Below are 24,658 nucleotides of genomic sequence, written 5' to 3'. Positions count from 1 at the left end.
AATTATTCCCAATGTTCTTTTCACGTGGAAAAGACGGAAGCGGATGTGCTCGCACCGGCATGCTGCCTGTTTTTTGGGCGAATATCGGGCTTTTCCCCTACTTTTTTGCCGGATGGAAAGCGCGGCATGCGCCGCTCCGGCCGGGCCGGCCCGGTGCCATGCCGCTGGCGTGCCCAGGGATCAGGCCAGCGCGCGGACGGATGGTTCGCCATCCAGTGTAGACGGGCGCGCCGCAGCCGTGTCGTCGCTCTCGTCGGGCGGGATGACGCCGTAGAGGAAGGCAGCCAGTTCGTGCTCCTGCGCCATGGCGTCTTGCTCGCCGAGGGCGATCAGGGCCTGGGTGAACTCCGGTTCGAACAGCAGGTAGCTGGCAAACGCGGCGCCGCGCGCCTCGGTGCCGCCCAGCGGGGTCAGCAAGGCGCGCACGGTGCGCGGCAGGCGTTGCACGTGCTCGGCGGCAATGGCTTCGATGGGCTCGCTGGGCGAGATCGTCATCACCTGCACCGGGCGCCAGCCCTCGCGGTCGTTGGCGATCTCGGGCATGCGCGACAGCAGGCTGTTGATGTGCTGCAGCCGCTCCAGGTCCGCCGACAGGCCGTCGAGGAAGATGCTGGCCAGGGCCTGCCCGCCAACCTGCGCCAGCGACGGATAGCCGCCGGCCGGCACCGTGTCGAACCAGCCCGGCCGCTGGCGCGAGGCGGCGCCCACGGCCAGGATGCGCGAGGCGCCGAGATGGATCGCGGGCGACAGCGGCGACATCTGGCGCATGGTGCCGTCGCCGAACCACTCGTGGTGGCCTTCCAGCTCCAGCGGCAGCGCCGGGAACAGGAAGGGGATGGACGACGACGCAAGCAGGTGGTCGATGCCGATCCTGGCTTCCACCGCCAGCCGCTGGCTGCGGCGCCACGGATGGATGCGGCGGTGCGACTGGTAGAAGGTGACGTGCCGGCCGGTGGTATAGGACAGCGCGGTGACCGCGAAGGCCTGGAAATCGCCGGCGTCCAGGCTGGCCTGCACCCGTTCGGCGTCGAACAGCTCGGCGAGCATGCCGCCCAGCGGCGCGTTGTCGAACAGCGCCCGCGGCGCGCGCCGGATGGCCCAGCCGAAGGCCAGCGCGGAGAGCCAGCGCGCTCCCGATGCGCCAACGCCCACCAGGCCCGTGCGGTAGACATCCTCGGCATGGATGCCGCTCCAGAGCGCGGCCAGGCTATCGGCAGCGGCGCGGAAGTTGGCGGCGTGGATCGCCATGCCGGCGCCGTTGATCGCGCCGGCCGAAGTGCCGCAGATGATGCCGAAGGGAATGCGGCCGCGATCCAGGCCGTGCCGCGCGGCGATGCGCGCGAGGCCGTGAAGCACCCCGGCCTGGTAGGCGGCGCGCGCGCCGCCGCCCATCATGATCAGCGCGGTGGTCTTCGGTGCTGGCATCGGCTCGATCGGTGGCTCGGGTCGGCTGGATCCGGCGCGCGCTGCTTAGTGCCGCGGCTCGCCGGGCGCGGCTTTGTCGGACGGGCTGCCGGCATCGGCGCTTGCATCGGCGCCGTTCGCCGGCGCGCTCTTGGCCGCCGCCGGCTTCTTGCCGGCCGGGCGCTTGGCTGCGGCCTTGGCCGCGGGCTTGGGGGCCGGCTTGGCCGCGGTCTTGGCGGCTGGCTTGCTGGCCGCCGGCTTCCTGGCTGGCTTCGGCGGCCTGGCCGGCGACTTGTCCGCGGGTGTGGCGCCGGCTTCCGGCCGGACTTCCGGCGCGGCGGTCGCGGGCATGCCAAAGCCGCCGAGATTGCCGAACGGCGTCAGGCTGGCGGCGGCCGCGCTGCTGGCGATCTGGTTGAACTGTTGCTGCAGCACGTCCCACCACAGGTTGGCATCGGGTGCCGGGCCGGCCGCCGCGGCCGGCTCTTGCGCATGGCGCGCGGGCGCATCGGATGCCTCCGGCGCATCGGGGCCGTTGTCTTCCTCGTCCTCGTTTTCCTCGACCGTAGGCTCGGGCCAGACGCGCCTGGGCGCAGCCGGTTCCGGCTGGCGCGGCGCTGCGCTGCCGGGCGAGTTGGCTGCGCGCGCGACGTTTTCCATGGCGTTCTGCATGGTCTCCGGCGACAGCGCGCTGCCGATGGTCTGCAGCGCCACCAGCGTGGCGCGCTGGACCTCCAGGCCCTGGATGGTGGTGCGCAGCAGGTTGGTGTTGAGCTGCAGCCAGCCTTCCACCGCCTTGAGGTCGTGGATGCGCTTGTCGACTTCTTCCAGGTTCATCGGCGGGGTCATGGCCTGCAGGCCAGGCATCAGCCCGCCCGGCATGCCGGCGGCACTGCCCCACATCTTGCGGAGGAACTCGAAGCCGTTGGTGAAATCTGGAATCTGGCCGAACATGGGTCTCGCCTCCGGGGTCGGCAACCGGCGGCGCCGGCTGCGGGGTCGAACTGCATTGATCGTAAGTGCGGAGTCCGAATACGGAATCCGCATGGCACGCATGACATTGTCGGGCCGAATCCGGAGAATCGCCCGGGCGCAGTGCCCCGGGTATTCCCGTCTTGCGGCCCGTGCCGCGCGCATCACCCCGCGCGGCTTGCTACTCGAACTGCGGCGGCCGTTTCTGCCGCAGGCTGGCTACGCCTTCCTGCACGTCGGGACCGGCAAAGCCCATGAATTCCAGCGCCAGCGAGGTGTCGAACGCGGGGCCGGCCATGCGCAGCCAGTTGTTGAGCGCGTACTTGGTCCAGCGGATCGCGGTCTGCGACCCGGCCGCCAGCCGGCGCGCGACTTCGAAGGCGCGCTCGACCAGTTCATCCTCGTCGACCGTCAGCGACACCAGCCCGATGCGCTCGGCCTCTTCGCCGCTCACCGATTCGCACAGCATCAGATAGTACTTCGCCTTGGCCATCCCGCACAGCAGGGGCCACACGATGGCGGCATGGTCGCCCGCCGCCACGCCCAGCCGGGTATGGCCGTCGACGATGCGCGCGGTCCTGGCGGCGATCGAGATATCGGCCAGCAGGCCGGCCACCAGGCCGGCGCCGACCGCGGGGCCGTGCATGGCCGAGACGATGGGCTTGTCGCAGTTGATGACGTTGTAGACCAGGTCGCGGGCCTCGTGCCACACGCGGGTGCGGGTGGCGAAGTCGTTGGCCATGTCTTCCACCAGGGACAGGTCGCCACCGGCCGAGAAGCCTTTGCCCTCGCCGCGGATCAGCGCCACCCGGACTTCCGGGTCGGCCGAGACGTCGCGCCAGATCTCGGCCAGTTCGCGGTGCATATTGGCATCGGCGGTGGCGAGCTTGCGGTTGGCGGACTGGCCGGCGCCCATCACGATCTCGAGGATGGGGCCGTGCCGGCGCAGCGTCAGCGCCTGGTAACGGTCGTAGCGTGGCGACAGCGACGCGGCGTCGGCCTGAGGATGCGCGTCGGCTGGCGGGGAAGATTGCGGAGGGATTGCGGTCATGGGCAGCGATGGCCGGGGCCATTCCATCTTGGAGCATGTGGGCCGGGCCGCGCTGGGCAGTCCGGGGCGCCGCCGGTGCCTGCATGGCGCAGTCGATGGTAATTAGCCAACCGGTCGGTCGGTCAATTATAAGCATTCCTGTCCCGGCCCGGCCAGCGGCAGGCGGGCCGGGACAGGGACCGCTACCCCCGGCTTACCCCGGCCTCAGGCCCGCGGCGAGACCAACTGGTCGATGGCGCCGAATACCGAACGCCCTTGCGCATCGAACATCTCGATCTTGACCGCGTCGCCGTATTTCATGAAGCCGGTGACCGGCTGGCCGCCATCGATGGTTTCCAGCATGCGTTTTTCGGCGATGCAGCAGTAGCCCTTGCTGCGGTCGACATTGGAAATGGTGCCCGAGCCTACGATGCTGCCGGCGCGTACATTGCGCGTCTTGCAGATATGGGCGATGAGCTGGCCGAAATCGAACACCATGTCGGTGCCGCAGTCGGGCGCGCCCACCTTCTTGCTGTTCCAGTGCACCGTCATCGGCAGGTGCACGCGGCGCTCGCGCCAGGCTTCGCCCAGTTCGTCCGGGGTCACCGCCACCGGCGAGAACGCCGTGGCCGGCTTGCTCTGGAAGAAACCGAAGCCCTTGCCCAGCTCGGCCGGGATCAGGTTGCGCAGCGACACGTCGTTGGCCAGCAGCAGCAGGCGGATGCCGTCGGCGGCCTGCTCGGGGGTGGCGCCCATCTTCACATCGCCGGTGATGACCGCCACCTCGGCTTCGAAGTCGATGCCGAAGGCTTCGCTGGCGCACACGATATCGTCGTGCGGGCCGAGGAAGTCGTCGGAGCCGCCCTGGTACATCAGCGGGTCGGTCCAGAATTCGGGCGGCATCTCGGCCCCGCGCGCGCGGCGCACCAGTTCCACGTGATTGACGTAGGCCGAGCCATCGGCCCACTGGTAGGCGCGCGGCAGCGGCGCCATGCACAGCCCGGGATCGAACGGGAAGGGATGGCGCGCGCGACCGGCGTTGAGTGCATCGTAGACATCCTGCAGCTGCGGTGCGTAGAAGTTCCAGTCATCGAGCGCGGTCTGCAGCTTGCCGGCGACATCGTTGACGTAATGGGCGGTCTTCAGGTCGCGCGAGACAACCACGAGCTGGCCGTCGCGCGAGCCGTCCTTGAGGGTGGCGAGTTTCATGTATGCAATGCGTTAGGAAAAAGCGGGGCGCCGCGCGCAGGCCAGGCCAGGGGCGCGGCCGGCGCGGTGCGCCGGGCGGCTGCCAGGGCCGCTGGCGCGGCGGCCCGCTAGTCTACCGTGATGCCCTTGGCCTTGATCAGTTTGCCCCAGCGCTCCGATTCCGCCCGCGCATACTGCGCGAATTCCTCGGGCGTGCCCGATACCGGTTCCACGCCCACGCCTTCGAAGCGCTTCTGCACTTCCGGGCTCTTGAGCGCCTTCACCAGCTCGGCGTTCAGGCGCGTCACCACCGCCTTGGGCGTGCCGGCGGGCGCGACCACGCCTTGCCAGGCATAGGCCTCGAAGCCGCTCACGCCGCCTTCGGCGACGGTCGGCACGGTGGGCAGGGCCGTCAGCCGTCTGGGCGTGGCCACGCCGAGCGCGCGCAGCTTGCCCGCCGCCACGTTCTGCTGGCCGGCTGCCAGGTCCAGGAACATCAGCTCGACCTGGCCGGCGATCAGGTCCTGCACCGCCGGCGCCGCGCCCTTGTATGGCACGTGCGTCATCCTGGTCCTGGTCTGGTCCATGAACAGCTCCATGGCCAGGTGGTGCGGGCTGCCCGCCCCGGGCGAGGCAAAATTGACCTTGCCGGGATTTTTCTGCACGTATTCGATCGCTTCCTTGAGCGTACGCGCGGGGAAGTTCGGCGTGGTCACCAGGATCAGCGGGAAGCGCGCCACCATGCCCACATGCACGAAATCCTTGTCGGGGTTGTAGGGCAGCTTCTTGTACAGCGAAGGGTTGGCCGCCAGGGTGGCGGTATCGGCGGTCAGCAGGGTGTAGCCGTCGGGCTTGCTGTGCGCTACCGCATCGGCGCCGACGATGGTGGCCGCTCCGGGCCGGTTGTCGATCACCACCTGCTGGCCGAGCGCGGGCGTGAGCGCCTGCCCCAGCGTGCGCGCCACCACGTCGGTGCCGCCGCCGGCCGGGTAGGGCACCACCCAGCGGATCGGCTGGGTGGGCCAGTTGTCCGCGGCGCGGGCGGGCTGGCACAGGGCGGTGCCCACGGCGAGCATGGCAAGCAGGGGTGCGGCACAGGCGCGCGGCATGCAAAGGCGGCGGAACCGGGAAAGGCGGATCATCGTTGTCTCCTGTAGAAAACGGCCTTGCGCAGCCGCCCCTTGCGTGGCGGGGCAGCATGCGCGCGCCGGATCTGGCCGGTGCTGCCCGTCGGTACCGACGCGCCCGGCCTGTATTTGTGCGCTCAAAGTCTAACGGCGGTTTAAAAATTGGTAAATCGATTTCGCTATAGTAAATTTACGTACCATTTACCCGCCAGCCGGCCTGCCCGTCCCATCCGGGATGTGCAGTTTGCCAAGCTTTCTCCCCTGCTTCGCCAAATAGCGATCCCGCATGACCGAACTCGAAGAAGACGATTCCAAGCTGCGCTCCGGCATCCAGTCGATCGAGGTCGGCTTCAAGCTGCTGCAGGCGCTGGCCGCCTCGCCGCGTGCCATGATGCTGCGCGACCTGGCCGCTGCCGCCGACATGAATCCGGCCAAGGCGCACCGCTACCTGGTCAGTTTCCAGCGCCTGGGCATGGTGGTGCAGGACCCGGTCGGCGGGCGCTACGATCTGGGCCCCTTTGCGCTGCAGCTGGGCCTGGCGGGCCTGAACCGGCTCGATCCGGTCAAGAAAGCCCGCCCGATCCTGTCGCAGCTGCGCGACGAGATGGACCAGACCATCGGCATTGCCGTGTGGGGCAACCACGGCCCGACCATCGTCCATTGGGAGGAATCCAGCCATCCGGTCACGGTGAGCCTGCGCCTGGGCGATGTGATGCCCATGCTCAACTCCGCCACCGGCCGCCTGTATGGCGCCTACCTGCCGAAACAACAGACGCGGCCGCTGGTCGAACGGGAGCTGGCCGAGCGCGGTCATGACGATATGCCCGAGCTGCCACGGTCGCTGGCCGACTACGAAGCGGTGTGCGAGGACGTGCGCGCGCACGGCGCGGCGCGCACCCGGGGTGGTGTGCTGCCGGGCATCAATGCGTTCTCGATGCCGGTGTTCGATGCCAACGGGCATGTCGCGATGGCCCTGATCGTGCTCGGCGCGCAGAGCGTATTCGATGCAGAATGGGGCGGTGCGGTCGACCGGCATGTGCGCGAGATCGCACGGCAGATTTCTTCGGAGCTTGGTTATTCTGGTGTCAGCCCGACGAACGGGCCGATCGGCCCCTCCCGATAAGCCGGCCCCGCGCCGCCTGCGCTGGGCGGTTGCGCTTGCGCTGGTGCTGGCGGCTCACCTGGTGGCGGTGCTGGGCCTGATGCATATGCCCGGCGTGCCGAGCGATCCGACCGCCATGCCGGCCATCGAAGCCATCCTGCTGCCGCCGCCCAGGCCACCTGTCGCGGCCGTGCCGCCGCGTCCCGTGTCGCCCGCGCGCAAGCCGCTTCCTGCTCCGTCTCCCGCTGCGCGTCCCGAGCCTGTGCCGGCCGAGCCCGCCGCCCCGCAGGCGCCGCCCTTGCTTGCCGCGCCTGGCGCCGGCCCGGCGATGGCCAGCGCCGCGGGCGAGACCGGCAACGGCGTGACGGCGCCAGCGGCCGCCAGTTCGCCGCAGGCACCGCCCGAAGACGGCGCTCGCTACGCGGCGCCGCCATCGACGATGCTGCACTACTCCAGCTTCGTCAACGGCGTACAAAACCCGGACGGCCTGATCCGCTGGCAGCATGACGGCGCGCACTACCGGCTCGACGTGGAAACGCGCGTGCTCTGGTTCCGCTTTGCCTTCTACAGCAGCGGCGCCCTTGGCGAGCGCGGCCTGGCGCCGGAGCGCTACGAGGAGAGCCGGCGCAACCGCAAGGAAGCGGCCCGCTTCGACCACGGCGCCGGCACCCTGGTGTTCGAGGGCCGCGACAAGCAGGTGCCCTTGCCGGCCGCCGTGCAGGACCGCTTCAGCGTGTTCCTGCAACTGGTGGGGCTGGTGCGCGGCAATCCGCAGCGCTATGCCACGCCCGGCGTGACGGAGACCTTCGAGGTGGCGGATACGCGTGACCTGGAGCCGATGCAGGTGCAGTATGTAGGGGAGGAAGATGTCGATACCGGCCACGGCCCCGTGCACGCCAAGCATTTCGTGCGCCTGCCGCGGCATGCGGGCGACAGCCGGCGCGTGGAGGTGTGGCTGGCGCCGTCGCTGCAATGGTTGCCGGTGAAGCTGCGCCAGACCGAGCCCGACGGCACCCAGATCGACCTGGTCCATCGCGACAGCGAAGCGCTGCACTGAGTCATCAGCCCGCGGCGCCTCGGCCGCCGAGGTGGTTCATCGTGTTTGCCCCAACTACCGGAGACCCGTCATGAGCGCCATCCTGCCACCATCCGAAAGCCGCCGCGTGCGCGTCGGCGATGTCAGCCTGCAGGTCCGCATCGACGGGGGCGACGGCCCCTGGGTGATTCTCGCGCATGCGCTTGGCGCCAACCACGCCTTGTGGGACGCCACCGCGCAGCATCTGGCGCCGCGCTACCGCGTGCTGCGCTACGACTTGCGCGGCCATGGCCAGAGCGACGCGCCGATCGGCGCCTATTCGATGATCCGGCTGGCCGACGACGTGGCCGGCCTGATGGACGCGCTGGAAGTGCCGGAGGCGCATTTCGCCGGCGTCTCGGTGGGCGGCATGGTCGGGCAGACCGTGGCCGTGCGGCATCCGGAGCGGCTGATGTCGCTGACCCTGGTCGACACCGTCAACCGTACGCCGCTCAACGCCCATGCGATGTGGCACGAGCGCATCGGCCATGTGGAGGCGCACGGCATGGCGGGCGTGGCCGACAGCACCTTGCAGCGCTGGCTGAGCGCGCCCTACCGCGGCGCGCATCCGGAGGAAGTGGAGCGCGTTCGCGAGATGATCCTGTCCACGCCGGTGCACGGCTATGTGGGCACTGCCCTGGCCATCATGGCGTTCGACCTGGCGGGGGCGATCGCGCGCATCCATTGCCCCACGCTGGTGGTGGTGGGCGAGGAGGACGAGGGCGCGCCGCCGGCGATGGCGCGGGAGATAGCCGCCACCATTCCGGGCGCCCGCCTCGAAATCCTGCCCCGGGCCGCGCACCTGGCCCATCTGGAGCAGGCCGGCCGCTTTCACGCCGCCCTCGACGCCTTCCTCGGCAATGCGGCTTGCGGGGCACAGTGCGCGGCACCCTGAGGCGATATCTTTTCCCGCGCAACTCAAGAACTTGCGGTCGCCGCCGTTGCCTCAACATAGTGAGGGAACGCTTTAACAGCGCGATGTATCGAGCGGTTCGCCGAAGCAAAACCTTGAAAACCTGGCGAACACCCTCAGCTTGGAGGTGAAGTCGCGGAGGGCAGCCGGCCAGCGTGCCGGCATATGCAATAACCAGTATCAGTCGTTGCCCACCGCTTACCCATGACAGCCAGGAGGTATGCCATGCAAATGATCTACAACAGCGACAATTACTGCATTGTCGAGTTTGGTGCGGATGTCGAGCATGCGCCTCTTGCCTCTGGCGGCTATGAAATCGTCGACAAGAACCTGAAACGCGAGATATTCCTCGGCGGCCAGATGGCCGAGAGCTTTCGCGCGGACGTGAAGCGTCTGATCGAGAGCGAGCCGTCGGTGGAAGAGGTGGATGATTTCCTTGGCAAGTTCGATACGGTGATGACCCATCCGCTGGTAATGCACTAAGGCACTAAGGCTGCGGCGACCTCCGCCCCCCCGGGGGGCGGAGGAAGCGAGCCTCGCCGGACAAAGCAGAAGCCCGCGCCGTTCACACGCGCGGGCTTCTGCTTTGTTGGCGGCTGGTTCCGTCCCGCCACGGTCCCGCTTCAATGCGGGCTCAGTACTGCTCCCAGGGCAGGCCGGCATGGCGCCAGCCGTTGAGCGTATTGCGATGACGCTCGGCGTCCAGGTCACCCTCGAAGCCATGCAGCACATTGAATACCGTGGTGAAGCCGGCGCCCTCCAGGGCGCGCGCGGCCGCTGTCGAGCGGTTGCCGCTGCGGCAGATCAGCAGCACGGGCCGGGCCGACGCCTGGCCCGCCAGTTTCTTCACGGCCTGCACGAAATGCGGGTTCACCTCCCAGTCCGGGCCGTCGTTCCAGGGCACGTTGTGGGCGCCCTTGGGGTGGCCGACGAACAGGTATTCCATTTCACTGCGGCAGTCGATGAAGAGCGCGTCGGGGGACTCGCTGAGCAGTGTTTGCGCGTCGGCGGGGCTGAGGTGTTGCATGGGCAGGGCTTGCGTTCCGGGGATGGTTTCCCAGTGTAGGGCCGGGCGGTGCCGCCCGGCAACCGCCCGGCCCCGCCCGGCGCAGCCGGAGGCACTTGACGGATGCGCCCGCCATTCCGCAAACCATTGATATAACTGATAAAATCGCTGTCTTTTCCCTTGCTGTCGAGCCCCACATGAGCGCCGCCCCACGTCCCGCCTCGCTTCCCCCCGCGCGCCCCTATACCCGGGCAGCCAACCTGCCGGCCCTGCTGCGCGAGCGCATCCTGATCCTGGACGGCGCCATGGGCACCATGATCCAGCGCTACAAGCTGACCGAGGCGGATTACCGCGGCGAACGCTTCGCCGGGCACCATGTCGACGTCAAGGGCAACAACGAACTGCTGCTGCTGACCCGGCCGCAAGTCATCGGCGAGATCCACGAGAAGTACCTGGCCGCCGGCGCTGACCTGATCGAGACCAACACCTTCGGTGCCACCGCCGTGGCGCAGGAAGACTACAAGATGGCGGACCTGGCGTACGAGATGAACGTCGTCGCGGCCAGGCTGGCGCGCGAAGCCTGCGACAAGTACAGCACGCCGGACAAGCCGCGTTTCGTGGCCGGCGCCTTCGGCCCCACGCCCAAGACCGCCAGCATCTCGCCCGACGTCAACGATCCGGGCGCGCGCAACGTGACCTTCGAAGAGTTGCGCCATTCGTACTACGAGCAGGGCAAGGGCTTGCTGGAGGGCGGTGCCGACGTGTTCCTGGTGGAAACCATCTTCGACACGCTCAATGCCAAGGCCGCGCTGTTCGCCATCGACCAGCTGTTCGAGGACACCGGCGAGCGCGTGCCCGTGATGATCTCCGGCACCGTGACCGATGCCTCCGGGCGCATCCTGTCGGGCCAGACCGTGGAAGCGTTCTGGAACAGCCTGCGCCACGCCCGCCCGATCACCTTCGGCCTGAACTGCGCGCTCGGCGCCACGCTGATGCGCCCGTATATCGCCGAGCTGGCCAAGATCTGCGACGCCGCCGTGTCGTGCTACCCCAACGCCGGCCTGCCCAACCCGATGAGCGATACCGGCTTCGACGAAACCCCGGAGGTGACCTCGTCGCTGGTGGAGGAGTTCGCCGCGTCCGGCCTGGTCAACCTGGTGGGCGGCTGCTGCGGCACCACGCCCGAGCATATCGCCGCCATCGCGCAGCGCGTGGCCAGCAAGAAGCCGCGCACCTGGCCCGGCCAGTACCGCGACGGCGCCGACAGCGCAGCCGCCTGACCATGCACCGCGAGCCCACAGAACAAGATCAAGCCATGACCAACGACACCCTGCCGCCGCGCCCGATGCGCCTGTCCGGCCTCGAGCCTTTCACCATCGACGAGGACACGCTCTTCGTCAACGTCGGCGAGCGCACCAACGTCACCGGCTCCAAGGCTTTTGCCCGCATGATCCTCAACGGCCAGTTCGACGAGGCGCTGGTGGTGGCCCGCCAGCAGGTCGAGAACGGCGCGCAGATCATCGACATCAACATGGACGAGGCCATGCTGGACTCCAAGGCGGCCATGGTGAGGTTCCTCAACCTGATCGCCTCCGAGCCCGATATCGCGCGCGTGCCCATCATGCTGGACTCGTCCAAGTGGGAAGTGATCGAGGCCGGCCTGCAATGCGTGCAGGGCAAGCCGGTGGTCAACTCGATCTCGCTCAAGGAAGGCGAGGCGCAGTTCCGCCATCACGCCGAGCTGATCCGCCGCTACGGCGCCGCCTCCGTGGTGATGGCCTTCGACGAGCAGGGCCAGGCCGATACCTTTGCCCGCAAGACCGAGATCTGCAAGCGCAGCTACGACATCCTGGTCAATGAAGTCGGCTTCCCGCCGGAAGACATCATCTTCGACCCGAACATCTTCGCTGTTGCGACCGGCATCGAGGAGCACAACAACTACGCGGTGGACTTTATCGAGGCTACCGCCTGGATCAAGCAGAACCTGCCGTACGCCAAGGTCAGCGGCGGCGTGTCCAACGTATCGTTCTCCTTCCGCGGCAACGACGCGGTGCGCGAGGCCATCCATACCGTGTTCCTGTACCACGCCATCAAGGCCGGCATGGACATGGGCATCGTCAACGCCGGCCAGCTCGGCGTGTACGACCAGCTCGACCCCGAACTGCGCGAGCGCGTGGAAGACGTGGTGCTCAACCGCCGCGAGGACAGCACCGACCGCCTGCTGGAGATCGCCGACCGCTTCAAGGGCGGCGGCGCCAAGAAGGAAGAAAACCTGCTGTGGCGCGGCACGCCGGAAAACCCGGTACCGGTGGGCGACCGCCTGTCGCACGCGCTGGTGCACGGCATCACCACCTTTATCGTCGAAGACACCGAGGAAGTGCGCCAGCAGGTGGAGGCCCGCGGCGGCCGCCCGATCGAGGTGATCGAAGGCCCGCTGATGGACGGCATGAACATCGTGGGCGACCTGTTCGGCGCCGGCAAGATGTTCCTGCCGCAGGTGGTCAAGAGCGCCCGCGTGATGAAGCAGGCCGTGGCCCACCTGCTGCCCTACATCGAAGAAGAAAAGCGCCTGCTGGCCGAGGCCGGCGGCGACGTCAAGGCGCGCGGCAAGATCGTCATCGCCACGGTCAAGGGCGATGTGCACGACATCGGCAAGAACATCGTCTCGGTGGTGCTCCAGTGCAATAACTTCGAAGTGGTCAACATGGGCGTGATGGTCCCGTGCAACGAGATCCTGGCGCGTGCCAAGGTCGAGGGTGCGGACATCGTCGGGCTGTCCGGCCTGATCACGCCGTCGCTGGAGGAAATGGCCTACGTTGCCTCCGAGATGCAGCGCGACGATTACTTCCGCATCAAGAAGATCCCGCTGCTGATCGGCGGCGCCACCACCTCGCGCGTGCACACCGCGGTCAAGATCGCGCCGCACTACGAAGGCCCGGTGGTCTACGTGCCGGACGCTTCGCGCTCGGTCAGCGTGGCGTCGAGCCTGCTGTCGGACGAAGGCGCAACCAGATACCTGGACGAGCTGAAGACCGACTACGAGCGCATCCGCCACCAGCACGCCAACAAGAAGGCCACGCCGATGGTGTCGCTGGCGCAGGCGCGCGCCAACAAGACGCCGGTGGACTGGAGCGCCTACGTGCCGCCCAAGCCGAAGTTCATCGGCCGGCGCATCTTCCGCAACTACGACCTGGCTGAGCTTGCCAACTACATCGACTGGGCGCCGTTCTTCCAGACCTGGGACCTGGCCGGCAAATTCCCCGACATCCTCAACGACGAGATCGTCGGCGAATCCGCCCGGCGCGTGTTCTCGGACGGCAAGGCCATGCTGGCGCGCCTGATCCAGGGCCGCTGGCTGAGCGCCAACGGCGTGCTGGCCCTGCTGCCGGCCAACACCGTCAACGACGACGATATCGAGATCTACACCGATGAGACCCGTTCCAAGGTCGCGCTCACCTGGCACAACCTGCGCCAGCAGAGCGAGCGCCCGGTGATCGATGGCGTGATGCGGCCCAACCGCTGCCTGGCCGATTTCGTCGCGCCCAAGGACAGCGGCATTGCCGATTACGTCGGCGTGTTCGCCGTCACGGCCGGCATCGGCGTGGACAAGAAGGAAGCTCAGTTCGAGGCCGACCACGACGACTACAGCGCGATCATGCTGAAGTCGCTGGCCGACCGCCTGGCCGAGGCTTTCGCCGAGTGCCTGCACGAACGCGTGCGCAAGGATTTGTGGGGCTACGACGCCGGCGAGGTGCTGACCAACGAGCAGCTGATCGCCGAGAGCTATCGCGGCATCCGTCCCGCGCCTGGCTATCCGGCCTGCCCCGAGCACACGGTCAAGGGCCCGATGTTCGACTATCTCAATACGGCGGAGATCGGCATGGGCATCACCGACTCGCTGGCCATGACGCCGGCCGCCTCGGTGAGCGGCTTCTACCTGGCGCATCCGGAGTCCACGTACTTCTCGGTGGGCAAGATCGGCCAGGACCAGCTCGACGACATGGTGGCGCGCCGCGGCGAAGAACGCAGCGTGCTGGAGCGGGCGCTCGCGCCTAACCTGTAACCGCGTGCGTCGGTTGCAGCGGCGGTTTTCGCTGCTGCGCCGCCGCAAGCCGTTGGGTAAGCAGGGAAAAGCGTCTCCGGGGGCGCCGATGTGGCGTCGGGCGTTCCTCACCACTCCTTACAAGGCATTACATCTCCTAACAGACCGCGCGGGTCCGCATCCATAGACTGAAGGCTCACATCAAGTGAACACCGCAGCGAATGTTTCGCCGCGGTGCAAACTGCAAGGAGCCTCTCCATGAACAAACTGCTGATCTCCCTTTCCGCCCTCACGATTGCTGCCGCTTCCTCGCTGGCCATGGCGCAAGGCACCGGTGTTGATGCGAAGGCTGGCGCCACCGGCGCCATGGCGGCGCCCGCGGTGAGCGCGCCCGCCGACAAGGGTGCAGCTGCCGGCGCCGACAAGGCGACGGATGCAAAGGCCGGCGCGGACGCCGATACCCACGCCAAGACGACCGCCAAGGTCAAGAAGCACACCTCCCACGCCAAGGCCAAGAAGGGCGAGGCCGCGACCGACACCGGCGCTACCGCCGATACCGGCGCAGCGGCCAAGGCCCAGTAAGCCTGGGCGCGTTTCCCGGAGTGGCAGGCAGACCGCCTGCCGCCATCCGGTGCAAGCACATGCTGGTGCGCAGGGACGGGTTCAGCCCGTCCCTTTTCTTTGTGCGCGGCCAGGGGCCATGTCAGCCTCACACCGGCATTCGTGGTGCTTTGCAAGCACTACAATGCATTATCCCGGCCGTTCCCGAGCGCCGGGGCATCCATGCTCAGGGGAGATATCCATGATCCGCGTCCTGATCGCCGACGATCACCAGATCGTGCGCGCCGGTCTGCGCCAGTTTATCGCCGACGAGCCCGATATCCGGGTGGAAGGGGAGGCGGCCAGCGGCGACGAAGTGATGACGCGGCTGCGCGAACGAGAGTTCGACGTCGTGGTGCTTGATATCTCCATGCCCGACCGCAACGGCATCGATGTGCTCAAGCTGCTTCGGCAGCGGCATCCCGACCTCCCGGTGCTGATCCTGTCCACCTATCCCGAAGACCAGTACGCCATCAACCTGATCCGCGCGGGCGCCTCGGGCTACCTGACCAAGGAAAGCGCGCCGGACGACATGGTCAAGGCGATCCGCACCGTGGCCCAGGGGCGGCGCTATGTCAGCGCGACCGTGGCGGACCTGCTGATCGGAGGGCTGGAAAAGCCTACCGGCCAGCCGCTGCACCAGACCCTGTCCAAGCGCGAATTCCAGATCTTCTGCAAGCTTTCGCGCGGGCAGTCGGTGTCGGTGATCGCCGACGAGTTGTTCCTGAGCGTGAAGACGGTCAGCACGTACCGTTCGCGCATCCTGGAAAAGATGGGCATGAAGACCAACGCCGACCTGACCTATTACGCGATCAAGAATGGCCTGGTGGAGTAGGCGGCGCAAACGGAAGGCGCGGCTGGCCGGTGGCTCTGTAGGACGGACCCCGATAGTCCCTGTCCGTACCCTGTTGCTAACATTAACCCATGCTGGATCAAGCTGCGGCCCCTTCGTATCGAGCGCTGCGGGTCCTGCTCATCGAGGACTCGGCGGTCCTGCGCGGTATGCTGCTTGAATACCTGAACGCATTCCCGTTTGTCGACGTCGTGGACTGGGCGGATACCGAAAGCGCGGCGCTGCGCCTCTGCGAGGCGGGCCAGTACGAGGTCGTCATCGTCGACCTGCAATTGCGGCGTGGCAACGGCATCAATGTATTGCGTGCCTTGCAGAAGAAGGGAAACAAGGCCGGGAAGAATACCGGGCAGCCCGGCATTCGCATCGTCTATACCAACCACGCCCAGGTACCCACCTACCGGCGGCAGTGCGCCGAAGCCGGCGCGGATTACTTTTTCGACAAGTCGCTCGAGCTCGAGCAGGTGTTCCGGGTGATCGAGGAGTACGCGCAATCCGGCACGTGAGTGGCGAGCGGCTGCGCACCTGCGGGCAGTCCCCGTTTCCATCGCGGCAAGGGCCGCGTCAACCTGGCAAGGAGAGAATCATGAGAAAGCTGATGGCACTGTGTGCCCTGGCAGGTGTCGTCCTGGTGGCCGGTTGCAACACGATGGCTGGCGCGGGCAAGGATATCGAGAAGGGCGGCGAGAAAGTCCAGGGCGCTGCCGAGAGCGTCAAGCAGAAGATGTAAGGAGCGGACGTCAGCCGGCGGCGCCATGGCCGGGGCCGGCAGCCTGTATGTTCTCCGGTCCGGCTGCGGGAGCTTCACGTGGCGCTTCGCCGGATCCGTCCTCGTCGCTGCGCGGCGGCGCCACGATGGCATCGGTCAGCGGCACCTCCACCCGGATGGTCACGCCCTTCCCCGGGGCTGAATCGATATGCAGCGAGCCGCCGAGCGCGATCACGCGCTGCTCCATGCCCAGCAGGCCGTGATGGCCGCTGGTCCGGCGCGACTCGAAATCCGCCGGCAGGCCGCATCCGTTGTCGCTCACCTTGAGTGTGAGCACGCCATTGGCGCAGGCGAGCGCGATGGACACGCGCTTTGCTGCGGCGTACTTGCTTGCATTGGTGAGCGACTCCTGCACGATGCGGTAGAGCGCAATTGCGGCGTCGTCGCGCAGCGGGGGCGCCGCCTCGGCAAGCTGCACGTCCGCCTCCCACTGGTTGCGCGCGGCGACTTCCTCGGCCAGCTGGCCGATGGCTTCCTTCAGGCCCAGGTTGAGCAGCACGGTGGGGCGCAGGTCTTCGATCAGGCGCCGCTTGATCTGGATGCCCTGGTCCACATGCCGCATCACCCGGGTCAGCTTTTCCGCCACGTCGGGATGCGTGTCCTGTACGCGCCCCCGCACCCAGTGCATGTCGAGCTTGGTGGCGGTCAGGATGGCACCCAGCTCGTCATGCAGTTCGCGCGCGAGCCGCGTCTTCTCGTCTTCTGTGACCCGTTGCAGGTGGGACGCCAGCGCCGACAGCTGGCGGGTCCGCGCGCGCACCATGCGCTCCAGGCGCGCGCTTTCTTCCTCCAGTTCGCTGCGAGCGGCTTCCGACAGCGCCAGGCGGCGCGAATGCTGCAGCCCGACGACGACCAGCAGCACGATATTGATCGCGGTCAGCAGGCCGATGCCATAGCGCGACAGCGCAAGGTCGCGGTCGGCGAACACGAGGCTTTGCGATACCGATCCGGCCTCGCGCTGGAGCAAGGCTTGCAGCCCGCGTCTTGCATTCTCCATGGTCTGTTTGCCGAAGTCGGTGCGCACCAGGTCGAGCGCCACTTCCACGTCGCGCTTGCCGTAGATCAGCGTCAGGTCCATCTCGGTCAGTTTGCGGTTGACGGCGGTGGACGCATCGGTGAACAGCTTGAGCGCTTCAGGGTCGTCGGCGTAGCGGTTGCGCAGCGCGCCCATCAGCGCATTGATGCGCGGCAGGGCCTGGTAGTACGGCTGCAGGTAGCTTTCCTTGCCGGTCAGCAGGAAGCCGCGCTGACCGGCTTCGGCATTGACCAGCTCGCCCAGCAGGGAGGTGATCTGGCCCTGCACCTGCTGCGACTGGATTACCTCCGTATAGCCCTGGCGCAAGCGGATGTTGCCTGCCTCGGAGGCGATCAGCACCACCACGGTCAGCACGATACCGCCCGCCAGCAGCAAGGTCGAGCGCAGCATTGACTGCTTGAACATAGTCGTTTCCCGGAGCCGGGTGCCCGCATGGCGATGGATTCCCGTACGCGGTACGAGCGGGCAAGGCCCGGTGGCGCCATGCACCCTGTTGGCGTCGATGGAAGCACATCGAAGGCCCCCGGTCAACCGGCGCGGGGCGGCGCGCGCCTGCCCGCCGGACCGCGCCGGTGCCTGCACTGTAGGCATCGACTGACAGGGGAATCGGAGGGGCAGCGGTGCCTGCGCCGCCGCGCGCTTTCTACCATGTAGCCATGAGCCTGCGCACCCTGCGCAAGCCCGCTTGGAAAGCAGGAGGATGCCGATGCGCGAAGGCTTGCCTGCGCCACAGCCCAATCCACTCAGGGAGCCATCGCCATGTTGCACTACGCAGTCGTCTTCTTCGTCATCGCCCTGATCGCCGCCGTGTTCGGCTTCGGGGGGATCGCCGCGGGCGCGGTCGAGATCGCCAAGATCCTGTTCTTTGTCTTCCTGGTGGTTGCCCTGGTGACCTTCGTGATCGGCCTGGTCAGGCGATAGCCGCCGCGGGGGGCAGGACGGCCGGACGGGGGGCGTGCATCGGCTTGCTGCGGGCGCTCAACGGACGCAGACGCGACGGCTGACGCCCGCGCGCCGGATGCCTCGCCGGACGGGCTGTCGGCGTGTAGCCACGCCGGATACATGGAGGCCGGCGCGCTGAAGGAGGCCAAGGGGCGGGCGTGGACTGGCCCTGGGTGGGAAAGTGCTGATTGGTGCTCTATGCGCCGTTTTAGACATGGCTGCACGGTCCGGCATGCACGGCCAGCCATATCGGCCGGGTATTTTTTGTGCGCAACCAGGCGATCCGGTCTCGCGGCCGGGCAGGGGGAAAGCGCCGGCTGGCGCCGGCGACCGCTATCTGCTATCCATGCAAGGCAGAGGGCAGGACGGCGGCCTTGCCGCCATACGTCCCGTCATACACCCCACATGACCTCGGTGTTCTCGCGCTGGGAAGCGCGCAGCATGTCGAGGAAGGGGTAGGCGCGCTGGCCCAGGTGCAGCGGCTCTTCCTCATGGTCATCGTCGTCCTTGCCGGGCGACACTGACGACTCGGCCGGGTGAACCCGCTTGGCGTCCGTCACCGCGGCTTCCAGCCTATGGATGGCGCGCGGGAGTTCTTCCGTGGTGATCACCCCGCGCTCTCCCAGGTGTTTGCCAATAATCCCCAGGAGCGTGACAGCAAGATCCCTCATCATGATGAGGTCCTGCGCCGCGTGGGATTTGAAGGTGATCAGCATGATATTTCCTTTCCTTGGCGTACAGCGAAGTACAAGGCCGCGGAGCTTGCCCGGAGATCGGGCGGGGCCCTGCAACGGCCGCTTTCAGGCCCGCTGCATGATGTCAGCATAGCACCTGATAAAATTCCGCGTTCTGCAATTCATTGCCTGCCACGCGGCGCGGTCTCCACATGCCGCCCGTGACGGTGCCGCCGCTGGAGGACCGCCGCGACGGCACCGGACAACCGCCTCAGGGCCACGACATCCATGCTGCCAGTTCAGACCACCAATCTTGCCGCTGCGTTCAATGACGCGGTGCGCGCACTCGCTCCCGCCGACGCCGCCCTGCCTGCCGCCACCTTCGAGCGTCCGAAGGTCGCCGCTCATGGCGACCTGGCCTGCAACCTTGCCATGCAGGTGGCCCGTGCGCTCAAGCGCAACCCGCGCGAGCTGGCCCAGCAGATCGTCGACGCGGTCAAGGCCGACGCCCGTACCGCCGGGCTGGTGGCGGGCCTGGAAATCGCGGGTCCCGGCTTTATCAACCTGCGCCTGACGCCCGAGGCCAAGGCCGACGTGCTGCGCGCGGTGCTGGCGCAGGGCAACCGCTACGGCGCCCAGGAGCAGGGCGTGCACGGCCAGGTGCTGGTCGAATTCGTCTCGGCCAACCCGACCGGCCCCCTGCACGTTGGCCATGGCCGCCAGGCGGCGCTGGGCGATGCGCTTGCCAACCTGCTGGACTGGCAGGGCTTCGCGGTGCACCGCGAGTTCTACTACAACGACGCCGGCGTGCAGATCCAGACCCTGGCGGTGTCGGTGCAGGCGCGTGCCCGCGGCGTCAAGCCAGGCGATGCCGGCTGGCCGGAATCTGCCTACAACGGCGACTATATCGCCGACATTGCGGCCGATTTCCTGGCTGGCAAGACCGTGCGGGCGTCCGACGGCGACGCCGTAACGGCGTCCGGCAATGTCGACGACCTCGACTCGATCCGCAGGTTTGCCGTGGCCTACCTGCGCAACGAGCAGGACATCGACCTGCGGGCCTTCGGCGTCAAGTTCGACCGCTACTACCTGGAGTCGTCCCTGTACAGCGACGGCAAGGTCGAGTCCACGGTGCAATCGCTGGTGGCCAAGGGCAAGACCTACGAGGCCGAGGGCGCGCTGTGGCTGCGCACCACCGACGACGGCGACGACAAGGACCGCGTCATGCGCAAGGGCGATGGCACCTATACCTACTTCGTGCCGGACGTGGCCTACCACACCAGCAAGTGGGAGCGCGGCTTCGCCAAGGTCATCAACGTGCAGGGCAGCGACCATCACGGCACCATCGCGCGCGTGCGCGCGGGCCTGCAAGGGCTGGACATCGGCATTCCCGTCGGCTACCCCGACTACGTGCTGCACAAGATGGTCACCGTGATGCGCAACGGCGAGGAGGTCAAGATATCCAAGCGCGCCGGCTCCTACGTGACCGTGCGCGACCTGATCGAGTGGAGCAACGGCGCGGAAGGCGGCGAGACCATCCGCGGCTGCCTGGACGCGGGCGTGGCCGACTGGCCGGCGCACTTCACGCGCGGGCGCGATGCAGTGCGTTTCTTCCTGCTCTCGCGCAAGGCGGATACGGAGTTCGTGTTCGATATCGACCTCGCGCTCAAGCAAAATGACGAGAACCCGGTGTATTACGTGCAATACGCCCATGCCCGCATCTGCTCGATCTTCGAATCCTGGGGCGGCGCGGACTGGGAAGCCAAGCTGCCCGCGCTGGCCGGCACCGACCTGGCGCCCGTGACCGGCCCCGGCGCTACCCCGCAGGCGCTCGCGCTGGGCCAGCGCCTGGCCGAATTCCCGGATATGCTGGCGGCCGCGGCGGCGGAGCTGGCCCCGCACGCGGTTGCGTTCTATCTGCGCGACCTGGCGGGCGATTTCCATGCCTTCTACAACTCCGACCGCGTACTGGTGGATGACGAAGCTGTCAAGCTGGCCCGCCTGGCAATGCTGGCGGCGACGCGGCAGGTCCTGCGCAACGGCCTGGCGGTGATCGGCGTCTCGGCGCCGCAGCGCATGTAACGGGTATATGGCATGGCCCCGTGCCGGGGACAGGTTCCCGGCGCGAGGCGTGTCGCATTGACCACAGACAGTGATGCCGGGAGCGGCGCAGGCTCTATAATCGCGCCATCACGCTAGAGGAATTCATGCAACAGCAACGCAAGCGCGCCCCGCGCAATGCCAGCCGCGCCCCGCAGCGCGGAGGTACGTTCCTGGGACTGGTGCTGGGCCTGATCGTCGGCCTGGCCATCGCCGTGGTGGTCGCCCTGTACATCACCAAGTCGCCGGCCCCATTCCAGCAAAAGAACGGACAGAAGCCGAGCGAGCCCGGCAATGTCGTCAGCACCCTGCCCGCTCCGGCGCAGGAAGCCCCGACCGATCCCAACAAGCCGCTGTGGAGCAAGACGCCGGCCAAGCCCGTCGGGCCTGCCGCCGAGCCGGAGCAGCCGGGCGGCCAGGAGCAGCCGGCCGGACCGGCGCCGACCGTGAAGGCGCCGGAGCGCCATCAGCCGGAACGCCAGCAGCCAGAGCGCCAGCAGCCAGAGCGCCAGCAGCCCCAGCAGCCCCAGCAGCCGGAACGCCAGCCTCCGGTGGCGGCCAACCGGCCCACAGAGAAACCCGCCGAGAAGCCTGCCGAGAAGCCTGCCGAGAAACCCGCGCAGAAGCCGGCGGAGAAGCCGCCCGAAAAACCCGTCTCCGACCCGATCGCCGAGATCGCCCAGGCCGATGCCAACAAGGTGGGTTATCTGCTGCAGGTAGGCGCGTTCCGCTCGCAGGACGATGCCGACCGGCAGAAGGCCAACCTGGCCATGCAGGGTTTCGAGGCCAAGGTGACCGAGCGCGACGTCAACGGCGTCAAGCTCTATCGCGTGCGCCTGGGGCCGTTCAACAAGATCGACGACATGAACCGTGCGCGCGACCGGCTGCAGTCGTCGGGTTTCGACGCCTCGGTCATCCGTTTTACCAAGCAGTAACAACCCCGGGGGCGTTCGCTGAACCCGAACGCCCCGCCGCAGTCATACGCTCATCGTCCATTCTCGAAAGCCGCGCCTCATGAAGAAACTCGCCACCTTGTTCGCCACGCTGGTCGCCGTGACCGGTTTCCTGATGACCGCGCCTGCCCAGGCCGCCGCGCCCACCGCCGGCAAGGAATACCAGGTGCTGAGAGCACCGCAGCCCGTCACGCCGGGCAAGATCGAAGTCACCGAGTTCTTCTGGTACGGCTGCCCGCACTGCTTCGACTTCGAGCCCGAGCTGGAAGCCTGGGTGAGCAAGCAGGGCAAGGATGTCGTGTTCAAGCGCGTGCCGGTCGCCTTCCGCGACGACCTGCTGCCGCACACCAAGATCTTCTATGCGCTGGAGGCCGTCGGCAAGCTCGACGCCATGCACGCCAAGGTCTTCAATGCCATCCACGTTGACCGCAAGCGCATGCTGGACCCGAACGAGATCGCCGATTTCATGGCCAGGAACGGCATCGACCGCAAGGCCTTCCTCGATGCCTACAACTCGTTCTCCGTGACCACCAGCTCGCAGCGCGCCAACAAGATTGCCGACGCCTACAAGATCGATGGCGTCCCGACCATCGTGGTGCAGGGCAAGTATGAGACCTCGCCGTCCATCGCCGGCACCAAGGGTGCGGCCATCCAGGCCATGGATTACCTGGTCGGCCAGGTGCGCGACAAGAAGATGTAAATCCCAAGGCGGCAGCCGCCGGCCTCTGGTGCAATGCCAGGCAGGCGGTTGTCCGCGATCGACCGGCGCCACCGGCGCCGGCGTGGCGCAGCGGCGTCCGGCGCGCGCCAGGGCGAGTCTGTCGGCATGAACCATGTTGCGATTTCTCCCGGACTCTCCCGATGCGAGCACAGATAGTCTTTCTTACCGGCGCGTCGAGCGGACTCGGCCACGCCCTGGCGCGCGAATATGCCGCGCAAGGCGCCATCCTGGGACTGGTTGGCAGGCGTGAAGAGGCGCTGCGCCAGTTTGCCCAAAGCCTGCCGAACCCCAATGCGGTGCGCGTCTATGCCGCGGACGTGCGCGATGCTGCCGCCATGCGGGCTGCCGCCCAGGATTTCCTCGATCATTTCGGCTGCCCCGATGTGGTGATCGCCAATGCCGGCGTGTCGGTCGGCACCGTTGCCAGCGAACGCGAGGATCTCGAGGCATTCCGCACGGTGATGGACACCAACTGGTTCGGCGTGCTCACCACCTTCCAGCCCTTCATGCAGCCCATGCGCGAGCGCGAACCCGGCGCCGGCGGCTGGCGCGGCACGCTGGTCGGCATCGCCAGCGTGGCCGGCGTGCGCGGCCTGCCGGGCGGTGGCGCCTACAGCGCTTCCAAGTCCGCCGTGATCAAGCTGCTCGAAAGCCTGCGGCTGGAGGAGCGCAGCCAGCGGATCCGCGTGGTGACCATCGCGCCCGGCTACATCCGCACCCCGATGACCGAGCACAATCCCTACCGCATGCCCTTCCTGATGGACGCCGACGTATTCGCCCGCAAGGCGGTGCGTGCCATCGCCGCTGGCCGGCGCTTTGCCGTGGTGCCGTGGCAGATGGGGGTGGTGGCATCGATCCTGCACCTGATGCCGCGCTGGCTCTACGATGCGATCTTCTCGCGCGCCCCGCGCAAGCCGCGCAGCCCGGGGCGCCAGCCATGACCTGGCAGGACGCTGCCGGCGTGCGCCATCACCCCGCCGCGGGCGAGGTCCGCATCGCCTCGCTGGTGCCGTCCGTGACCGAGCTGCTGTTTGCGCTGGGGCTGGGGCCGCAGATGGTGGCGCGCACAGGGTTCTGCATCCATCCGGAGCCTGCCGTGCGTGCCGTTGCCAAGGTGGGCGGCACCAAGGACGTCAATCTCGAGCGCCTGCGCGCCCTGGCGCCCACGCATGTGGTGGTCAATATCGACGAAAACCGCCGCGAGACGGTCGACCAGATTCACGCCTTCGTTCCCGCTCCGCATGTGATCGTCACCCACCCGTGCGCTGTGGAGGACAACCTGGCGCTCTACCGTCTGCTTGGCGGCATCTTTGGCCGCGCCACCGAGGCGGAATCGCTGTGCGCGGCGCTGGCGTCCGAACTGGCCCGGATACGTGCCAGGCAGTGGCCGGCGCGCAAGGTGCTGTACGCGATCTGGCAGGATCCGTGGATGACGGTGTCGCGGGATACCTATATCAGCCGGATGCTGGCGCTGGTCAACTGGCAGACCTGGCCGTCGGCGGACGCCATGCCCGAGGCCTGCGTCGATGGGGATTGCAGCCGGCCCAATACGGCTGGGACCCGGTATCCGAGTTTCCGGTGGAGCGAGGCGCTGGTGCGGGAGATCGATCTGGTGCTGCTGTCCAGTGAACCGTATCGGTTCACCGAGGCGCATGTGGATGCGCTGGAGCGGCAGATCGGGAAGGAAGTGTTGCTGATCGATGGGGAGATGGTTTCCTGGTATGGGAGTCGGGCGATTGAGGGGGTTCGGTATCTGGGTGGGTTTGTTGGGGAGGGTTATAGAGGATAGGGGGGTGTCGGGGTCTTGGGCTTGGGTGGGTTGGGACAGGTCTGCAGGGCCTAAAGGCGGAGTGGCGTCGGGCTCATGGGCACATGTAGGTGTCACTTTTCTTTACTCGTAAAGAAAAGTAACCAAAAGAAAGCGATCCTTGCAGGAGGCTGGCGTGTCGGGCTTGGTTGCATTGCGGATTCGTGGTGGTCGCGGCGGTTCTAATAAACTGCTGGCGCTACCGGCACGGACGGCATTGCCGCTGCGGATGGCATTGGTTTTATTGTAGCGCCCCTGATGGCAATGATCCGTGGTAGTTCACGCATCTGCCGTTACCGGCACGAATGGCCACTGTCTCCCGATCCTTACTGGTTTCGTCGTGGGCG

General features: G+C 67.4%; 24 protein-coding genes. 16 read left to right on the top strand and 8 right to left on the bottom strand.

The genetic code is table 11. The features are described 5' to 3' along the window. Positions 1-180: 180 nt before the first annotated feature. From AC3FOF_RS37555 to AC3FOF_RS37535, 5 genes are all read right to left on the bottom strand, one after another. A complete protein-coding gene (locus AC3FOF_RS37555; RefSeq protein WP_488729494.1) occupies positions 181-1,425 on the bottom strand; it encodes a patatin-like phospholipase family protein in 1,245 nt (414 codons plus the stop codon). Positions 1,426-1,470: 45 nt separating this feature from the next. Continuing rightward, positions 1,471-2,358 (bottom strand): PhaM family polyhydroxyalkanoate granule multifunctional regulatory protein, encoded by an 888-nt coding sequence (locus AC3FOF_RS37550; RefSeq protein ID WP_276266736.1) that lies wholly within the window; start codon positions 2,356-2,358, stop codon positions 1,471-1,473. Positions 2,359-2,557: 199 nt separating this feature from the next. Then, positions 2,558-3,427, bottom strand: coding sequence for an enoyl-CoA hydratase/isomerase family protein (locus AC3FOF_RS37545; RefSeq protein WP_017225980.1), 870 nt, complete (start codon positions 3,425-3,427; stop codon positions 2,558-2,560). Between the two features lie 204 nt (positions 3,428-3,631). Then, on the bottom strand, positions 3,632-4,615 hold the full coding sequence (locus tag AC3FOF_RS37540; protein WP_488729493.1) for a fumarylacetoacetate hydrolase family protein: 984 nt from the start codon (positions 4,613-4,615) through the stop codon (positions 3,632-3,634). Positions 4,616-4,722: 107 nt separating this feature from the next. Next, complete coding sequence (locus AC3FOF_RS37535) at positions 4,723-5,736, bottom strand: Bug family tripartite tricarboxylate transporter substrate binding protein (protein ID WP_488729492.1); 1,014 nt, start codon at positions 5,734-5,736, stop codon at positions 4,723-4,725. Positions 5,737-6,007: 271 nt separating this feature from the next. Here AC3FOF_RS37535 and AC3FOF_RS37530 point away from each other — a divergent pair, with 271 nt between their 5' ends. The 4 genes from AC3FOF_RS37530 to AC3FOF_RS37515 all read left to right on the top strand — a co-directional run bounded on the left by AC3FOF_RS37530 (position 6,008) and on the right by AC3FOF_RS37515 (position 9,294). After that, a complete protein-coding gene (locus tag AC3FOF_RS37530) occupies positions 6,008-6,844 on the top strand; it encodes an IclR family transcriptional regulator (protein ID WP_276266739.1) in 837 nt (278 codons plus the stop codon). Continuing rightward, positions 6,804-7,880, top strand: a complete 1,077-nt coding sequence (locus tag AC3FOF_RS37525; RefSeq protein ID WP_346430289.1) for a DUF3108 domain-containing protein — start codon at positions 6,804-6,806, stop codon at positions 7,878-7,880. The genes AC3FOF_RS37530 and AC3FOF_RS37525 overlap by 41 nt, the downstream gene beginning before the upstream one ends. A gap of 70 nt (positions 7,881-7,950) precedes the next feature. Beyond that, positions 7,951-8,793, top strand: coding sequence for an alpha/beta fold hydrolase (locus tag AC3FOF_RS37520; protein WP_488729491.1), 843 nt, complete (start codon positions 7,951-7,953; stop codon positions 8,791-8,793). A 243-nt stretch (positions 8,794-9,036) separates the two neighbouring features. Next, a complete protein-coding gene (locus AC3FOF_RS37515) occupies positions 9,037-9,294 on the top strand; it encodes a BTH_I0359 family protein (RefSeq protein ID WP_017227282.1) in 258 nt (85 codons plus the stop codon). 151 nt (positions 9,295-9,445) lie between these two features. On the opposite strand, the gene AC3FOF_RS37510 is transcribed toward AC3FOF_RS37515, so the two are convergent. Next, entirely contained in the window at positions 9,446-9,838 is a 393-nt protein-coding gene (locus AC3FOF_RS37510; protein ID WP_017227281.1) for a rhodanese-like domain-containing protein, read from the bottom strand. Between the two features lie 176 nt (positions 9,839-10,014). On the opposite strand from AC3FOF_RS37510, the gene AC3FOF_RS37505 reads away from it, so the two are divergent. From AC3FOF_RS37505 to AC3FOF_RS37480, 6 genes are all read left to right on the top strand, one after another. Next, a complete protein-coding gene (locus tag AC3FOF_RS37505) occupies positions 10,015-11,097 on the top strand; it encodes a homocysteine S-methyltransferase family protein (protein ID WP_488729490.1) in 1,083 nt (360 codons plus the stop codon). 35 nt (positions 11,098-11,132) lie between these two features. Beyond that, on the top strand, positions 11,133-13,880 hold the full coding sequence (gene metH / locus AC3FOF_RS37500; protein WP_488729489.1) for a methionine synthase: 2,748 nt from the start codon (positions 11,133-11,135) through the stop codon (positions 13,878-13,880). Positions 13,881-14,117: 237 nt separating this feature from the next. Continuing rightward, positions 14,118-14,441 carry a hypothetical protein gene (locus AC3FOF_RS37495; RefSeq protein ID WP_276268009.1) on the top strand — a complete coding sequence of 108 codons (324 nt, stop codon included), beginning with the start codon at positions 14,118-14,120 and terminating at the stop codon, positions 14,439-14,441. A gap of 220 nt (positions 14,442-14,661) precedes the next feature. Next, the gene (locus AC3FOF_RS37490) at positions 14,662-15,294 is read left to right on the top strand and encodes a response regulator (protein ID WP_017227277.1); all 633 of its coding nucleotides are present in this window, start codon (positions 14,662-14,664) and stop codon (positions 15,292-15,294) included. 89 nt (positions 15,295-15,383) lie between these two features. Continuing rightward, positions 15,384-15,815, top strand: coding sequence for a response regulator (locus AC3FOF_RS37485; RefSeq protein WP_488729488.1), 432 nt, complete (start codon positions 15,384-15,386; stop codon positions 15,813-15,815). Positions 15,816-15,895: 80 nt separating this feature from the next. Then, entirely contained in the window at positions 15,896-16,039 is a 144-nt protein-coding gene (locus tag AC3FOF_RS37480) for an entericidin A/B family lipoprotein (RefSeq protein ID WP_017227275.1), read from the top strand. 10 nt (positions 16,040-16,049) lie between these two features. Here AC3FOF_RS37480 and AC3FOF_RS37475 read toward each other — a convergent pair whose 3' ends face one another. After that, positions 16,050-17,519 carry a sensor histidine kinase gene (locus AC3FOF_RS37475; protein ID WP_276268007.1) on the bottom strand — a complete coding sequence of 490 codons (1,470 nt, stop codon included), beginning with the start codon at positions 17,517-17,519 and terminating at the stop codon, positions 16,050-16,052. Between the two features lie 354 nt (positions 17,520-17,873). On the opposite strand from AC3FOF_RS37475, the gene AC3FOF_RS37470 reads away from it, so the two are divergent. Beyond that, on the top strand, positions 17,874-18,035 hold the full coding sequence (locus AC3FOF_RS37470; protein WP_035812171.1) for a DUF1328 domain-containing protein: 162 nt from the start codon (positions 17,874-17,876) through the stop codon (positions 18,033-18,035). Between the two features lie 413 nt (positions 18,036-18,448). Here the strand turns inward: AC3FOF_RS37470 and AC3FOF_RS37465 are convergent, their stop codons facing one another. Next, complete coding sequence (locus AC3FOF_RS37465) at positions 18,449-18,772, bottom strand: DUF1840 domain-containing protein (protein ID WP_017227272.1); 324 nt, start codon at positions 18,770-18,772, stop codon at positions 18,449-18,451. A 246-nt stretch (positions 18,773-19,018) separates the two neighbouring features. Between AC3FOF_RS37465 and argS the strand changes: the two genes are divergently transcribed. The 5 genes from argS to AC3FOF_RS37440 all read left to right on the top strand — a co-directional run bounded on the left by argS (position 19,019) and on the right by AC3FOF_RS37440 (position 24,293). Next, positions 19,019-20,812, top strand: a complete 1,794-nt coding sequence (gene argS / locus AC3FOF_RS37460) for an arginine--tRNA ligase (protein WP_017227271.1) — start codon at positions 19,019-19,021, stop codon at positions 20,810-20,812. A gap of 125 nt (positions 20,813-20,937) precedes the next feature. Next, entirely contained in the window at positions 20,938-21,765 is an 828-nt protein-coding gene (locus AC3FOF_RS37455; protein ID WP_488729487.1) for an SPOR domain-containing protein, read from the top strand. A 79-nt stretch (positions 21,766-21,844) separates the two neighbouring features. Continuing rightward, a complete protein-coding gene (locus AC3FOF_RS37450) occupies positions 21,845-22,483 on the top strand; it encodes a thiol:disulfide interchange protein DsbA/DsbL (protein ID WP_017227269.1) in 639 nt (212 codons plus the stop codon). A 161-nt stretch (positions 22,484-22,644) separates the two neighbouring features. Then, positions 22,645-23,445, top strand: a complete 801-nt coding sequence (locus tag AC3FOF_RS37445; protein WP_276264832.1) for an SDR family oxidoreductase — start codon at positions 22,645-22,647, stop codon at positions 23,443-23,445. Further along, a complete protein-coding gene (locus tag AC3FOF_RS37440) occupies positions 23,442-24,293 on the top strand; it encodes a helical backbone metal receptor (protein WP_488729486.1) in 852 nt (283 codons plus the stop codon). The genes AC3FOF_RS37445 and AC3FOF_RS37440 overlap by 4 nt, the downstream gene beginning before the upstream one ends. The last annotated feature ends 365 nt before the right edge of the window (positions 24,294-24,658 follow it).

This window comes from Cupriavidus sp. 96C5-1, assembly GCF_057798855.1.
Note: the sequence above shows the minus strand (reverse complement) of the source record. Positions and strands in the feature narration are given on the sequence as shown.

Excerpts from the sequence above, each read along its gene's own strand:
- AC3FOF_RS37490 (WP_017227277.1), top strand. The coding sequence starts at position 14,662 with ATGATCCGCGTCCTGATCGCCGACGATCACCAGATCGTGCGCGCCGGT.
- AC3FOF_RS37485 (WP_488729488.1), top strand. The coding sequence starts at position 15,384 with ATGCTGGATCAAGCTGCGGCCCCTTCGTATCGAGCGCTGCGGGTCCTG.
- AC3FOF_RS37495 (WP_276268009.1), top strand. The coding sequence starts at position 14,118 with ATGAACAAACTGCTGATCTCCCTTTCCGCCCTCACGATTGCTGCCGCT.
- AC3FOF_RS37545 (WP_017225980.1), bottom strand. The coding sequence starts at position 3,427 with ATGACCGCAATCCCTCCGCAATCTTCCCCGCCAGCCGACGCGCATCCT.
- AC3FOF_RS37530 (WP_276266739.1), top strand. The coding sequence starts at position 6,008 with ATGACCGAACTCGAAGAAGACGATTCCAAGCTGCGCTCCGGCATCCAG.
- AC3FOF_RS37475 (WP_276268007.1), bottom strand. The coding sequence starts at position 17,519 with ATGTTCAAGCAGTCAATGCTGCGCTCGACCTTGCTGCTGGCGGGCGGT.
- AC3FOF_RS37440 (WP_488729486.1), top strand. The coding sequence starts at position 23,442 with ATGACCTGGCAGGACGCTGCCGGCGTGCGCCATCACCCCGCCGCGGGC.
- metH (WP_488729489.1), top strand. The coding sequence starts at position 11,133 with ATGACCAACGACACCCTGCCGCCGCGCCCGATGCGCCTGTCCGGCCTC.
- AC3FOF_RS37450 (WP_017227269.1), top strand. The coding sequence starts at position 21,845 with ATGAAGAAACTCGCCACCTTGTTCGCCACGCTGGTCGCCGTGACCGGT.
- AC3FOF_RS37510 (WP_017227281.1), bottom strand. The coding sequence starts at position 9,838 with ATGCAACACCTCAGCCCCGCCGACGCGCAAACACTGCTCAGCGAGTCC.
- AC3FOF_RS37445 (WP_276264832.1), top strand. The coding sequence starts at position 22,645 with ATGCGAGCACAGATAGTCTTTCTTACCGGCGCGTCGAGCGGACTCGGC.
- AC3FOF_RS37540 (WP_488729493.1), bottom strand. The coding sequence starts at position 4,615 with ATGAAACTCGCCACCCTCAAGGACGGCTCGCGCGACGGCCAGCTCGTG.
- AC3FOF_RS37520 (WP_488729491.1), top strand. The coding sequence starts at position 7,951 with ATGAGCGCCATCCTGCCACCATCCGAAAGCCGCCGCGTGCGCGTCGGC.
- AC3FOF_RS37455 (WP_488729487.1), top strand. The coding sequence starts at position 20,938 with ATGCAACAGCAACGCAAGCGCGCCCCGCGCAATGCCAGCCGCGCCCCG.
- AC3FOF_RS37480 (WP_017227275.1), top strand. The coding sequence starts at position 15,896 with ATGAGAAAGCTGATGGCACTGTGTGCCCTGGCAGGTGTCGTCCTGGTG.
- AC3FOF_RS37470 (WP_035812171.1), top strand. The coding sequence starts at position 17,874 with ATGTTGCACTACGCAGTCGTCTTCTTCGTCATCGCCCTGATCGCCGCC.
- AC3FOF_RS37535 (WP_488729492.1), bottom strand. The coding sequence starts at position 5,736 with ATGATCCGCCTTTCCCGGTTCCGCCGCCTTTGCATGCCGCGCGCCTGT.
- AC3FOF_RS37465 (WP_017227272.1), bottom strand. The coding sequence starts at position 18,772 with ATGCTGATCACCTTCAAATCCCACGCGGCGCAGGACCTCATCATGATG.
- AC3FOF_RS37555 (WP_488729494.1), bottom strand. The coding sequence starts at position 1,425 with ATGCCAGCACCGAAGACCACCGCGCTGATCATGATGGGCGGCGGCGCG.
- argS (WP_017227271.1), top strand. The coding sequence starts at position 19,019 with ATGCTGCCAGTTCAGACCACCAATCTTGCCGCTGCGTTCAATGACGCG.
- AC3FOF_RS37550 (WP_276266736.1), bottom strand. The coding sequence starts at position 2,358 with ATGTTCGGCCAGATTCCAGATTTCACCAACGGCTTCGAGTTCCTCCGC.
- AC3FOF_RS37515 (WP_017227282.1), top strand. The coding sequence starts at position 9,037 with ATGCAAATGATCTACAACAGCGACAATTACTGCATTGTCGAGTTTGGT.
- AC3FOF_RS37505 (WP_488729490.1), top strand. The coding sequence starts at position 10,015 with ATGAGCGCCGCCCCACGTCCCGCCTCGCTTCCCCCCGCGCGCCCCTAT.